Annotated in this window: 14 protein-coding genes; 7 read left to right on the forward strand and 7 right to left on the reverse strand. The window is 43.6% G+C overall.

The features are described from left to right. Positions 1–43 precede the first annotated feature (43 nt). The 3 genes from AC3CHU_RS17665 to AC3CHU_RS17675 form a co-directional block, all read right to left on the reverse strand. On the reverse strand, positions 44–382 hold the full coding sequence (locus AC3CHU_RS17665; protein ID WP_488526066.1) for a Fis family transcriptional regulator: 339 nt from the start codon (positions 380–382) through the stop codon (positions 44–46). A 199-nt stretch (positions 383–581) separates the two neighbouring features. Beyond that, entirely contained in the window at positions 582–1,556 is a 975-nt protein-coding gene (locus tag AC3CHU_RS17670) for a Gfo/Idh/MocA family protein (protein WP_488526067.1), read from the reverse strand. 3 nt (positions 1,557–1,559) lie between these two features. Further along, the gene (locus AC3CHU_RS17675) at positions 1,560–1,883 is read right to left on the reverse strand and encodes a putative quinol monooxygenase (RefSeq protein ID WP_488526068.1); all 324 of its coding nucleotides are present in this window, start codon (positions 1,881–1,883) and stop codon (positions 1,560–1,562) included. Between the two features lie 106 nt (positions 1,884–1,989). Between AC3CHU_RS17675 and AC3CHU_RS17680 the strand changes: the two genes are divergently transcribed. Then, on the forward strand, positions 1,990–2,928 hold the full coding sequence (locus tag AC3CHU_RS17680; RefSeq protein WP_488526069.1) for a LysR substrate-binding domain-containing protein: 939 nt from the start codon (positions 1,990–1,992) through the stop codon (positions 2,926–2,928). Between the two features lie 65 nt (positions 2,929–2,993). On the opposite strand, the gene AC3CHU_RS17685 is transcribed toward AC3CHU_RS17680, so the two are convergent. The 3 genes from AC3CHU_RS17685 to AC3CHU_RS17695 form a co-directional block, all read right to left on the reverse strand. Further along, a complete protein-coding gene (locus AC3CHU_RS17685) occupies positions 2,994–4,202 on the reverse strand; it encodes a winged helix-turn-helix domain-containing protein (protein WP_488526070.1) in 1,209 nt (402 codons plus the stop codon). Positions 4,203–4,236: 34 nt separating this feature from the next. After that, positions 4,237–4,884 (reverse strand): DsbA family oxidoreductase, encoded by a 648-nt coding sequence (locus AC3CHU_RS17690; protein WP_488526071.1) that lies wholly within the window; start codon positions 4,882–4,884, stop codon positions 4,237–4,239. Between the two features lie 190 nt (positions 4,885–5,074). Further along, the gene (locus tag AC3CHU_RS17695) at positions 5,075–5,872 is read right to left on the reverse strand and encodes a Cof-type HAD-IIB family hydrolase (protein ID WP_488526072.1); all 798 of its coding nucleotides are present in this window, start codon (positions 5,870–5,872) and stop codon (positions 5,075–5,077) included. Between the two features lie 268 nt (positions 5,873–6,140). Between AC3CHU_RS17695 and AC3CHU_RS17700 the strand changes: the two genes are divergently transcribed. From AC3CHU_RS17700 to arsB, 5 genes are all read left to right on the forward strand, one after another. Then, positions 6,141–7,304: a glycosyltransferase family 2 protein gene (locus AC3CHU_RS17700; RefSeq protein WP_488526347.1), complete on the forward strand. Its 1,164-nt coding sequence runs from the start codon at positions 6,141–6,143 to the stop codon at positions 7,302–7,304. Continuing rightward, the gene (locus AC3CHU_RS17705; protein ID WP_488526073.1) at positions 7,301–7,954 is read left to right on the forward strand and encodes an START domain-containing protein; all 654 of its coding nucleotides are present in this window, start codon (positions 7,301–7,303) and stop codon (positions 7,952–7,954) included. The genes AC3CHU_RS17700 and AC3CHU_RS17705 overlap by 4 nt, the downstream gene beginning before the upstream one ends. 34 nt (positions 7,955–7,988) lie before the next feature. Next, positions 7,989–8,396, forward strand: coding sequence for a glycine zipper family protein (locus tag AC3CHU_RS17710; protein ID WP_488526074.1), 408 nt, complete (start codon positions 7,989–7,991; stop codon positions 8,394–8,396). A 194-nt stretch (positions 8,397–8,590) separates the two neighbouring features. Then, a complete protein-coding gene (locus tag AC3CHU_RS17715; RefSeq protein ID WP_488526075.1) occupies positions 8,591–8,932 on the forward strand; it encodes an ArsR/SmtB family transcription factor in 342 nt (113 codons plus the stop codon). Positions 8,933–9,037: 105 nt separating this feature from the next. Then, positions 9,038–10,093, forward strand: coding sequence for an ACR3 family arsenite efflux transporter (arsB, locus tag AC3CHU_RS17720; protein ID WP_488526076.1), 1,056 nt, complete (start codon positions 9,038–9,040; stop codon positions 10,091–10,093). Between the two features lie 112 nt (positions 10,094–10,205). Here the strand turns inward: arsB and AC3CHU_RS17725 are convergent, their stop codons facing one another. After that, positions 10,206–11,093 carry a LysR family transcriptional regulator gene (locus tag AC3CHU_RS17725; RefSeq protein WP_488526077.1) on the reverse strand — a complete coding sequence of 296 codons (888 nt, stop codon included), beginning with the start codon at positions 11,091–11,093 and terminating at the stop codon, positions 10,206–10,208. A gap of 130 nt (positions 11,094–11,223) precedes the next feature. Between AC3CHU_RS17725 and AC3CHU_RS17730 the strand changes: the two genes are divergently transcribed. Then, positions 11,224–11,655: a PACE efflux transporter gene (locus tag AC3CHU_RS17730; protein ID WP_488526078.1), complete on the forward strand. Its 432-nt coding sequence runs from the start codon at positions 11,224–11,226 to the stop codon at positions 11,653–11,655. The last annotated feature ends 3 nt before the right edge of the window (positions 11,656–11,658 follow it).

Below are 11,658 nucleotides of genomic sequence, written 5' to 3' on the forward strand. Positions count from 1 at the left end.
CTTTCGTCTCTTTAGATCGCTTTACACGTAGCGCTACCGCTTATTAAAGCCTTTTGTTCCACTTCCCTTGATGGTCACGGTCGCAATTCTCTTGTGTATCGAAGTTCACGTGCTTATCGATATTTTTCAGTTGAATCCCAACTTGATTGAACGCTTGTTGGATAGCCCCAGAGACACACTGTTGATCTTCGCCATTTAAGAAGTTCGTTCTATCCTGATTGGTATCGAATACGCAGACAATTTTCAAACTTTGCGGGAATGAAGAGAAGTTGACCGAGTGAGTCACCCACAAAAAACCATCGAAGCCTTTCAGCGTGTCTTCACAAACGTCAGTTAACACGTCTCTGATTTGATTCTCGATTTTCTTATCTGATTTACGCATGCGGTAAAGGTCCTATTTAACACCTTAAAAAATAAGGTTTTTCGGTCAGTTTCGTACTACCTGATATTGGACACTGTGGCGGTTTCAAATGCAAAGTATTTATTGGGAAGAGTCGACTCGAAGATATATAGGAAACGCCTCATGCTTGATCACTGACGGGGCAATCAAACATGAGGCGAATATAGAATTTACGAAGATGTTAGCTCGCCGCTTGTTCCCAATCAGTCAGTAACTTCATGATTACGCGAGAGTCTTGGTGAGTCGCCATCGGAGCAGCAAGTTGTGTGTCACCTCGCTCAACTGCTTGGCGAATATTACGCACTTGATAATGGAAGCCGTCGCCTTGCGCTTCAGCTTTCACTTCACGTGTCGACGTTTCATAGATCTCAACCGTGAACGAGTTTTCTTCAGCCGGTAACCATGGGTTGGTGTCGAGAGTGATACAGCCTTTGCTACCTAAAATCGTGAAGCCATGCTTTAAGCCGTGGTCTTCTGCAGTATGGATTTGTGCGGTAAAACTGTCGTTGAAGCGCATCAGCGCCGACGATTCACAGATATTGCCATCTTGGCCTCGTCGACCGATTGCTGAGATCTGCACATCATCAAACACACTCTCACCAAATTGCTGTTGCGCGACAGAGTGGAGCAGAGACATTGGATAACAACCCAAATTATACAATGCGCCTTTGCTCGCGGGGTTCACGAACTGGTCAATCGCCGCAACGTAAGAACCTTGAATTGAGCGCACTTCGCCAATATCACCTGTCGCTAACTCTTGATGAAGCTTGGCGATCAGTGGATGGTTTAGGTACATCAGACCTTCAGCGAAGAATACGCCCGCTTCTTTCACTGCTTGCAGAGCTTGCTCGGTTTTTTCCATATCAACCGATAACGATTTTTCACACAGAATCGCTTTGCCTTTTTGAGCCGCTTTAATCACGTATTCGTGATGAACGTGGTTTGGTAGAGCAATGTAGATAATATCGACCGACTCATCTTCAATCAAAGCTTCATAGCTGTTGAAGGTTAATGCTGGTTGGTATTGGGCAGCAAACTCATTGAGTGTTTTCTCTGTACGTCCAGCGACGGCATACAGCTCGCTTTGAGCATCGCCTTTAATCGCATCGGCCATTACGCCTGAGATAAAGCTGGTTCCTAGGATTCCCCATTTCATGGCTTAGCTCTCCTGCTCTTGTGTTTTGATAGGTCCACGTTGCGTTTCAAAAGCTTGTACTAACTCCGTTATATCACGCTCAATAAACGCTTGGGTATGAGGCATACCAAAGTGCTGATTAATCGCTTCACGGTTTGCGTATTGCTCAAGCAAAATCACGCGAGCGCTTTGGTTTTGATCATAGGTTGCTATCGCCTGTAAGCAACCCGGCTCGCTCTGCATGTCTAAACAAAACTGTTCGATAGCTTCGATCGCAACAGCTCGTTCTATGTTGGTTTTGATCTTAAGTTCAGCAGTAACAAAGATGGTTTCATTCGTTTGAGGCATTTCACGCTCTTATTTTAGTTAATTATCGATTTGCCATTAATATAATTAACCCCTAATAATTGATAAACTCACCTTTTGTTTATTGTTTATCAACCAAGAGTGTTTAATGGATAAGTTAACCAGCATGAAAGTCTTCGTCTACGTGGTGGAGCAAGGCAGCTTTCGTAGCGCCGCGAACCACTTCAACTTGTCGGCGACCATGATCAGTAAACATGTCCATTCCTTAGAAACTAGTTTGAATTCTCAACTGATCCACCGCACCACGCGTAAGCAATCGTTAACCGATTCAGGTCAGCTTTATTATCGAGAATGTAAACGAATTCTTGAAGACATCAGCAATGCTGAAAACCTGATTCAAACCTTGGAAAACCAACCACAAGGGACGGTAAAAATAAACTGTCCGATCACCTATGGGAACAAGGTACTCGCTCCAATCGTAGCCAAATTCCTCGCGCATCACCCAACGATTAATGTCGAACTCGTGCTGAACAACGACCTTGTCGATCCTTATTCATCCGATATTGATTTGATTGTGCGAATCGGTGACCTGTCTGATTCCAGTTTAGTCGCCAGATACTTAGGGGATTATGAGATGTGTTACTGCGCGGCTCCTGGGTACCTTAACCAACATGCTGAGATTCGTGTGTTGGAAGACCTTGCACAACACCCATCGCTTGGATTCAGCTATAGCAGTCGTCGTGATGTGAGTGGTCGAGATGCACAAGCGCGGGGTGCGCAAAGCAGTGAATCGCAACTCCTAGCCCCTCAGAACCACCAAGCAACGCATAGCGCGGTGAATAAAGGGCAAGTACGTTTGATGTCGAACAATGGGGATGTATTGCGATATGCCGCCCTGCAAGGCGTGGGCGTGTTATTACAGCCGACTATCTTAGTCGCAGAAGAGATAGAGCGTGGAATGCTATTTGAAATATTGCCCGGCATGGCACCGTTACCCAAACCGATTCACTTACTCTACAAAACTAAGCAACTGTCATTGAAGAACAGAACCTTTGTCGAATTCTTGTTAGCCACTCTTTCTGAGTAACTAAGCGCTGACGAATTAGCAAAGAGGCTTCTATGTAACGAAGAGTTTTTTAAACAACAAAACCGCTAGACTGTTTGCCAATGGCTCATCAATCGCTTGCCAAGATCAGAAGGTGTGGTGTTATGGACGATCATCTCATCACATTGGTTGAACACCATGAAGTGCTTAAGTTCATCGCATAAGGCATGAACGAATGATTCATGATTTTTCACTCGCTCTTCAACAACCAAGTTACGAATATTGAGTAAGCCACTCTTCCTGTCTACCTTGCAATCCATTCGTGCCACCAGCTCACCCTGCCACAGAATCGGCAAACTAAAATAACCAAACTGGCGCTTGGCTTCAGGAACATAACACTCAAGAAGATAATCAAAGTTGAACAATGATTGCATTCGCTTTCGTTGAATCAACAAGTTATCAAACGGAGACAGTATCTTTAACTTGGTTCTAGAAAGAGGTTGATTCAACAGATCAAAAGCATTCGGCAGAGCATAGTAATCAGAGCCTTGAACATCCACTTTCAGCACCTGATTATCTTCAAACATCTGCTGGAGTGTTTTCTGAATCAGAGGCTTAGTGTTCTTAAGTAGGTAGCTCATTTCCGACGCTATTCCCACACCATTGGCTTCTAAATAACGCGTGATTAGATGCTCGATGTACTCTTGTTCTGTCGGCTCAGAGATATCAATTCCGCTCGGTAAAACTCGCTCGGTTAGGTCATACACCTTATGAAAATTCACTCGGCTTGGCACCATTAAGTCGCCTTGCATAAACAAAGTCTCTAGTGCCTGTTTGGCAGGTTTACCGCCCCATCCGCCGGGGTTTGGTCTATCCCCTTCAAAGTCTTTCGCCATTAATGGCCCTTCGCTCTCAATGCGTTTGAGAACATGCGCCATCAGTGCGTCATCCTTTTTATACCAATGCTTAAGCTTACCGCTCGCGAAACCATTCTTGCGGTGTAGGCTGAAGCGGTAGTCACGCATAGGCAGATAAGCGGCAGCGTGCGACCAATACTCAAACACTTCTCGACGCTCTAGCAGCTTGTCGAGATGATCAAGCTTGTAGTCTTGATTACGATTCCACAGCGTATGGTGGTGAGCTCGCTGAATCACAGAGATGGTATCAATTTGAACATACCCAAGGTTTTCAATCGCAGACAGCGTGTTCGCCAAAGTGCCTCCATTGCGTTGCTTTTTAGGTGGCAACTTCTTAGGCGGCAGCTTTTGCGAAAGCAATACCATTTTTTGCGCCTGAGCGAGTGACAGTGATTCCATGAGATTCAGACTCTAATTAATACCAATAATCGGCTTATGATTCAGCAATAAGTTCTTGAAGAATTTGCTTGTACGTTTCGACCGTTTGCGCGCCTGTGACTGCACTCTTACGGTTGAATACCACAGTAGGAACCGCAGAGATCCCCATGCGTTGCCATTCAAACTCTTGCGCTTCAATTTGCTTCAAGTTATCGATGTTCTTTAGGCGTTTCAATGCCTTCGTCGAATCTAGCCCAACGGCTTCAAGCTCTTGCGCGATAACCTCAAGATCGGACAGATCTTTCTGCTCTGAAAAATGAGCAGTAAAGAAGCGTAGCTTTAACTCAGTCTGTTTGCCGTGCGCTAATGCAAAATCGAGAAGTACATGTAGATGACGTGAATTCACCATTCTCATGCTGTCATAGAAATTGAAATCGAAACCAACCGATTTGCCACGCGCCGCCAGTTGCTCACGCGAACTTTGGCTCTCTTCCGCACTAGAACCGTATTTTCTCATGATATGGTCACGCAGGTTTTCGCCCTCTTGCGGCATATCAGGATTAAGCTCAAACGGCTGCCATTCAAGTTCAATTTGCTCCGCTAAACCAAGTTCTATAATGGCTTGCTCTAAGTTTTTGTAGCCGACCACGCACCAAGGGCACATTACGTCAGAAATAATATCAAGTTGAAGTTTCTTGCTCATCGTCATTCCAAATGCTCATTGATAAGGCATGTCTGCAGTAAAAGCAGGCATCCAATTTATCTTCAGATTACAACAACCTGAACAATCGTTCAAATTTAACTAATACCAATCACAGCACATGCAGCCAACAAAAAAGCCAACTCATATTACCGAGTTGGCTTTGATAAAAATCGGACTGAGCTTAATCGCGTTACGCTAGCAGTTTCTCAAGCACTTGGAATACACCAGCTTCAACGTTACTTGGCGCGCCAAAACGCGCAATCTCTTTTAACTTTGGGTGTGCGTTTTCCATCGCGTAAGAGTGATAGCTCTCTTTAAGCATTTCCAAGTCATTTAGATAATCACCAAAACTCATGGTTTGCTCGTAAGTGAAACCTAATGTGTTTTGCAGATGCTTAATCGCCGCACCTTTTGACGCTTCAGCATTCATCACATCCAACCAAATTTTCGCACTTACCACCACTTGGTAGTTGTCACCAAACTTGGCGTTGATGCTTGGGTTTACTTTCTCTTGTGAACCATCAAAATGGCAAATAGCCACCTTGATGAAATCGTCTTCTACCGCCAGTAAGTCTTCTACTTGCTCACGGCGATGGTAATACTTAGATATTTCCGCGAGAGCACGCTCATCTTTGGTTTCAATGTACGCCGATTTCTTACCACATAGCACCACATGAGCACCTTCAATCGCGCGAGCTTCTTTAATGATCTCTTTGATGGCATCAGTATCAAGTAAGCAGCTGTATAGCTCTTGGCCTTTATGCATCACCAATGTGCCGTTTTCAGCAACGAACATCATGCGATCTTTTAGCGGGGCAAAGGTTTCCATCAAGCTGTAATACTGACGCCCCGATGCCGCAGCAAAAATAATGCCTTTCGCTTCTAGTCGCTCATAAAGATTGAAGAATTCTGGGTCTAACTTTCCATGTTCATTAAGCAGAGTGCCGTCCATATCAGCAGCGATAAATTTGATGTTCTGTTGTGGCATTTCAGGGCTTACCTATAAGTAAAAATTAAATAGCAAATTATGATTTTTCGTTATCTTGTGTAACGGTTCTGCGTTCGATTATATCGCTAGAGTAGCCAGTGAATGCAATGCTTATTTCTGAGCTCTAATAAATCGCTTCAAACGCAAAACTGAGCTAACCGACATGTCGCTTTGAATGATTGAGTCCTACATACCAGAGGTGAACAAAACCCCTCAAGGCTATACGATCCTTAGACCTCTATCACTTTATTTGTTGACCACTGTAATCATGATTCTAGCTATCACTTCGACTTTGTTTTGCATCGTTACCATCAAGTTTTTAATCACACTTGCCAATTTAGCGCGCCATCGCGTTCACATTACGCCTAAAATTTCGTTGAACCGAACCAAGTGGCCAACCGTGTCCATTATTATCCCTGCGAGAAATGAAGAAGATAATATTGAGACCAGCCTCAGTTCGCTAATGAAGCAAAACTACCCAAAAGACAGGTTTGAAATCATCGTGGTTGATGATTTTTCTACTGATTCGACAAGGGCCATTGTTGATACGCTAATCGACGCATCGAGTGTTAACGTTCGCTGCATATCGGGAAGGAAATTACCACCCAATTGGCTAGGGAAAAGTAATGCTTGCATGGTGGGCTCACAGCAAGCAACGGGTGAGTATTTGTATTTTATCGATGCTGATACAAAGTCTGAACCCTTGATGCTACAGAGCGTTATCCATTTCGCCTCAAGACACAAAACGGATTTGCTGTCGTTCAACCCTAGGCAAGCATTCACATCAACCGTTGAGAAAATCACCTTACCCGGCATATTTCTTTCAATCGCGTCTTACATGAACTTCAAGAACGCAAACGACAAGTCAAAAGCAGACGCCATTGCTAACGGCCAAGCCATGCTTTTTACACGAAAGTCATACGATGCGGTAGGTGGGCATACTGCGGTAGCGAATGAGATATCCGAAGACATCGCTTTTGCAAAACTAATGAAGATATGCGGACTAAAAGCGTTTTGGGCTTTTGCAGACAAGCTCATGAGTACTCATATGTATTCAGACTTTGGTTCAATTTGGGCGGGCTTCTCCAAAAATATGAATCTTATTGTAAATTGCCAATCAAGATTCCAAGTACTTGGTGAATTCATCAAAACGAATATCATTGCATGGGCTGCCCCGGTGATGCTGCTTGTATCAACTCACCATTTCATCGGAGACCCTTCATCAATCAATACCTACTCCTTAGTGATCAATGCTCTGATGTTGCTCGCGTCCATTGTCACTTATCTTATTTTGATCAAAGAACTCTTTATACCAGCTCGTTATGCGCTAACCGTGCCTTTGGGGATTTCATTGCAAAGTTTGTTGATTCTCAACAGTTATCGCTTGTCAAAGAGCAATAAAATCACTTGGAAAGGACGAGCACTGTCGTGATCAGTAAGATTCTAACTTTCATTCTGGTTGCGACGTCTTTTTCAGTGTTAGCGTCGGATGGCAATGAGTGGAAGCTCGTACGTAATAAACAAGGCATCGAAGTCTACAATCGAAAAATTGAAGGTAACGACTTTAAGGAGTTTCGGGCAGAAGCTGATATCCAAGCCAATCTTACTTCAATCATCGCTTTGTTTACGGATACTTCAGTAGGCACTCAATGGGTAGAGAACATTGATGAAATGGAAGAAATCAAACATTTTAGCGATGCTCATACTATCACTAAAACCTATACAAAAGCGCCTTGGCCTGTCTCAGATCGTGAAGCCATTGTCGAGAACGTAATTAGCCAGGAACCAAACACATTAATAGTCACAATCGAACAACATGGGAAACCGAATTACCTTCCAAACAACAAGAAAGTGATTCGAGTCGCAAAGCTCGAGTCTCGCTGGGTTCTCACACCAATAGATAAAGAAACCACTCATATTTCTTATCAAGTATTGAGTGACCCTGGGGGATCTATCCCATCTTGGTTAATCAATATGGTCGCTGTATCTCAACCTTACAACACGCTCCTAGGGCTATCTAAAACATTGAATTCAAAAGATTATAGCGCTCATACTCTTGATTTCATCAAAGACTATAAATAATCAAAACACAACAAACACTCTAGAGGTATACAGTGTGAAAATTAAATTCACTCCTTTTGCTGCGATTTTATTAACGGTATCAAGTGCAGCATTTGCAAATCAAGTCATTGTTGATACTAAAGGCATTGATGAAACACAATATCATGCAGACATATATGAATGTGAACAGTACGCTAAGCAAGTTAGGCCTGAGGAAGTTGACTCTCTTGGAAAGTATATTGTAGGCTCAACCACCAAGGGAGCTGCGCTTGGTGCGTTAGGTGGAGCGGTGTCTGGCGGGAGTGGTCATGATGGCGCAAAAACTGGCGCTGGCATCGGTATTATCAGCGGTGCTTTAAAGCACGGTGCTCAAAAAAGACAATCAGAAGAGCTATCTGAACAGCAGAAGTTTCAAGTTAATCGTAACTGTATGATCAGCAGAGGCTATACCGTTCTTAACTAGCGGATAACCAAGCAAAATGGCGTTTGATCGATGTTCACGCCATTTTACTTGCTGAACTATCGTTAAGTTCAACCATCGTTACTGGAACGTCACCTCAAAATCTGTTCAAATTTACACAGAGCATTGACGCCTGTATTTAATAGGCTTACTATCAATCGTCTTTTAACGATTATAAGTAAGCGAGTTCACCAAGTATGACTGAAACATGCCAAGCAAAAGATAGCTGTTCTTTACCTCTTCCGCCGAGTAATGCTGAAGCAGAAAAAGAGATGGCTGCGTTAGCAAAAGCACTCGCTCATCCAGCGAGAATTCGCATACTTAGTATCTTGTCCGCTTTAGAAAAGTCGGGCGGTTGCTTGAACAGTGATCTGGTGAGTGAACTGGGCTTGGCCCAATCGACTGTATCAGAGCACCTAAGAATATTGAAAACCTCAGGTTTCATCACTGCTGAATCGATACCACCGAAGATGTGCTATCGCATTAACCGAGATAATATTCAGCAACTTGAGTCGCTTATCGACACCATTTTGAAATAGATTCATCGCGCTTAGTTGGTCGAATACTGAATAAACTAAGCGTATTTTTTTGCTTTTATATATCGCATTTCGACGATTTACGATTTAAACAAAAGAGAAAATATCATGAAACCAAAACTAGGTTTTCTAGATCGCTACTTAACACTGTGGATCTTTATTGCAATGGGCCTTGGTGTACTGCTTGGCATCCTGTTCCCACAAATCGAACAGTGGAACGAATCTATGTCGGTTGGCACCACCAACATTCCGCTTGCGATTGGCCTCATCTTAATGATGTACCCACCTCTGGCTCAGGTTAACTACAACCTACTAGGCACTGTGGTCAAAGATAAGAAAGCCATCAAACTGTCTCTGATCATGAACTGGTTTGTTGGTCCAATTCTCATGTTTGTACTGGCACTGACTTTCTTAGGTGATCACCCAGGTTACATGGTGGGTGTAATTCTGATTGGTCTTGCTCGTTGTGTGGCAATGGTTCTGGTTTGGAACGACATCGGCGGCGGTAACAAAGAGTACGGCGCGGCATTGGTTGCTCTAAACAGTGCATTCCAAGTGGTGAGCTACAGCTTTATAGCGTGGCTATTCATCAGCGTTCTTCCACCAGTATTTGGTTACGAAGGCATGATGGTTGATATCTCGATGATCGATATTGCACACAGTGTTCTTATCTACCTAGGTATCCCATTCCTAGCGGGCTTCTTAAGCCGTAAGATCCTAGTGTCGATGAAAGGCGAGCAGTGGTACAACGACGTGTTTATTCCACGCATCTCACCAATCACACTGATTGCACTGTTAGCGACTATCGTTCTAATGTTCAGCCTAAAAGGCGAGATGATTGTTGAACTGCCAATGGACGTATTGTTGATTGCTGTCCCACTGACCATCTACTTCACAGCGATGTTCTTCATCAGCTTCTTCATCGGTAAGAAGATGGGCATTGAGTACGATAAGAACGCATCAATTGCCTTCACAGCGACAGGTAACAACTTCGAGCTAGCTATTGCAGTCGCTATCTCAGTATTCGGTATCAACTCAGACCAAGCGTTTGCCGGTGTTATCGGTCCACTGATTGAAGTACCTGTGTTGATTTACCTAGTGAACGTGGCGCTTAAGATGAAAGACAAGTATTACAATGGTCAAACAGTTAAACCTAACGTCTAGCATCTAGAGCTAGAGCGAACAAAAAGCAGCATCACTTTGAACAGAAAGGCTCACACGTTAAACGGTGAGCCTTTTCTTTATTTAGTTTGATCCAATTTAAGTCTCGCCCAGCTTACGTTTCGTCTAATAGGCCTTTCAATGCTTGTTCAAGCCAAAGCAATGCTGGGCCTTTCGAACGTGTTTTAGACAAAACAAGATCAACGGGCGGCGACCATGTTTTGTGATCAAACGAGACATTCATATCCACTAAACGCTGCTTATTCAGCTCCTCTTCAACAAGGTGTTTGGGTAAGTATGCCCACCCTATATCACTGCCTAGCACCATCTCTTTGATCACAATAAAACTGTTTGACCACCATACCTTGCCCGCAATGAGTGGAAATTGATCCATTACCTTACCTTTGTCTCCCCTCAACATTAACTGGCGATGCGGGAGTAAGTCAGAAAGTTTCGCGACACCTGTTTTTGCGAGCGAATGACTTGGATGACACACGGCAATAAATGGTAAGTGGCCGATAAAGCAAGGCTCAGAGCCGACGTCAAAAGCCAAGTTGGTAAACATCAATCCAATGTCGGCTCTCTCTTCGATAATCAACGGATTGACCTCAGTTGTGGTACACGCAACCAGTTCAACTTCAGTAGCAGGGAATTGTTGACTGAATTCACTAAGGATCTTAGATAGGTTCGGGACCAACAATGAATCATCTAGTGCAATTTTGATGAGCCCCTCTTCACCGCTCCCCATCGCATTAACCGTCACATTCAGATCTTCAACTTGAAGCACGATTGCTTTCACCTGTTTAAATAACTGTTCGCCCGCTTGGGTTAATGAAGGCTTTCGAGTCGAGCGATCAAAAAGCTCAACATTAAAATCTATTTCAAGATTACTGATGCCTTGGCTCACCGCCGACTGTACCTTACCCAAATGACGAGCACTGGCAGAAAATGACCCTAATTCAACGGCATACACAAACATTTTTAGTTGTTCAATGTTGTACATTCTGTGTCTCTCCAAAACTTACCATCACGATATATGATGCTAACTATCTTTATATTATCACTTAAGTAGATATTATCTAGCCAAGTCATTAGCCCATCAGCGGCTATTAAATTGTAAAGAGAGTTAGAAAATGTCACATAAAGAACGCATGTTACACATGGTGCTATTTGAATTGGTTGCTTTAGTTTTGATGGCCGTGGCGGCAACTTACATTGTCGGTGGCGGAGCAGTAAAAATGGCAGGCTTAGCGCTGTCTTTATCGCTGATTGCGATGACATGGAACTACGTCTACAACTACGGTTACGACAAGATTTACGGAACAGACCGAAGCAAAAGAACCACGAAAACACGTATCCTGCACGGATTAGGTTTTGAGCTTGGCTTGATGACAGTGACTCTACCTGTCTTGATGTGGGTTCTACAACTCGACTTCCTAACCGTATTGATCATGGACATCGGCCTAGTTATTTTCTTCGTACTTTACACGATTGCGTTCAACTGGGCATACGACTCGGTTCGAGATCAATTGGTAGCGAAAGGAAAAGTAAGTGTGCTGAATTAATAA

The sequence above is a fragment of the Vibrio sp. QJM3NY_39 genome (assembly GCF_057785895.1).

Bases quoted from the DNA above. Each gene is read 5' to 3' on its own strand.
- AC3CHU_RS17680 (WP_488526069.1), top strand. From the start codon at position 1,990: ATGGATAAGTTAACCAGCATGAAAGTCTTCGTCTACGTGGTGGAGCAA.
- AC3CHU_RS17715 (WP_488526075.1), top strand. From the start codon at position 8,591: ATGACTGAAACATGCCAAGCAAAAGATAGCTGTTCTTTACCTCTTCCG.
- AC3CHU_RS17695 (WP_488526072.1), bottom strand. From the start codon at position 5,872: ATGCCACAACAGAACATCAAATTTATCGCTGCTGATATGGACGGCACT.
- AC3CHU_RS17700 (WP_488526347.1), top strand. From the start codon at position 6,141: ATGATTCTAGCTATCACTTCGACTTTGTTTTGCATCGTTACCATCAAG.
- AC3CHU_RS17690 (WP_488526071.1), bottom strand. From the start codon at position 4,884: ATGAGCAAGAAACTTCAACTTGATATTATTTCTGACGTAATGTGCCCT.
- AC3CHU_RS17665 (WP_488526066.1), bottom strand. From the start codon at position 382: ATGCGTAAATCAGATAAGAAAATCGAGAATCAAATCAGAGACGTGTTA.
- AC3CHU_RS17675 (WP_488526068.1), bottom strand. From the start codon at position 1,883: ATGCCTCAAACGAATGAAACCATCTTTGTTACTGCTGAACTTAAGATC.
- AC3CHU_RS17725 (WP_488526077.1), bottom strand. From the start codon at position 11,093: ATGTACAACATTGAACAACTAAAAATGTTTGTGTATGCCGTTGAATTA.
- AC3CHU_RS17685 (WP_488526070.1), bottom strand. From the start codon at position 4,202: ATGGAATCACTGTCACTCGCTCAGGCGCAAAAAATGGTATTGCTTTCG.
- AC3CHU_RS17730 (WP_488526078.1), top strand. From the start codon at position 11,224: ATGTCACATAAAGAACGCATGTTACACATGGTGCTATTTGAATTGGTT.
- AC3CHU_RS17670 (WP_488526067.1), bottom strand. From the start codon at position 1,556: ATGAAATGGGGAATCCTAGGAACCAGCTTTATCTCAGGCGTAATGGCC.
- arsB (WP_488526076.1), top strand. From the start codon at position 9,038: ATGAAACCAAAACTAGGTTTTCTAGATCGCTACTTAACACTGTGGATC.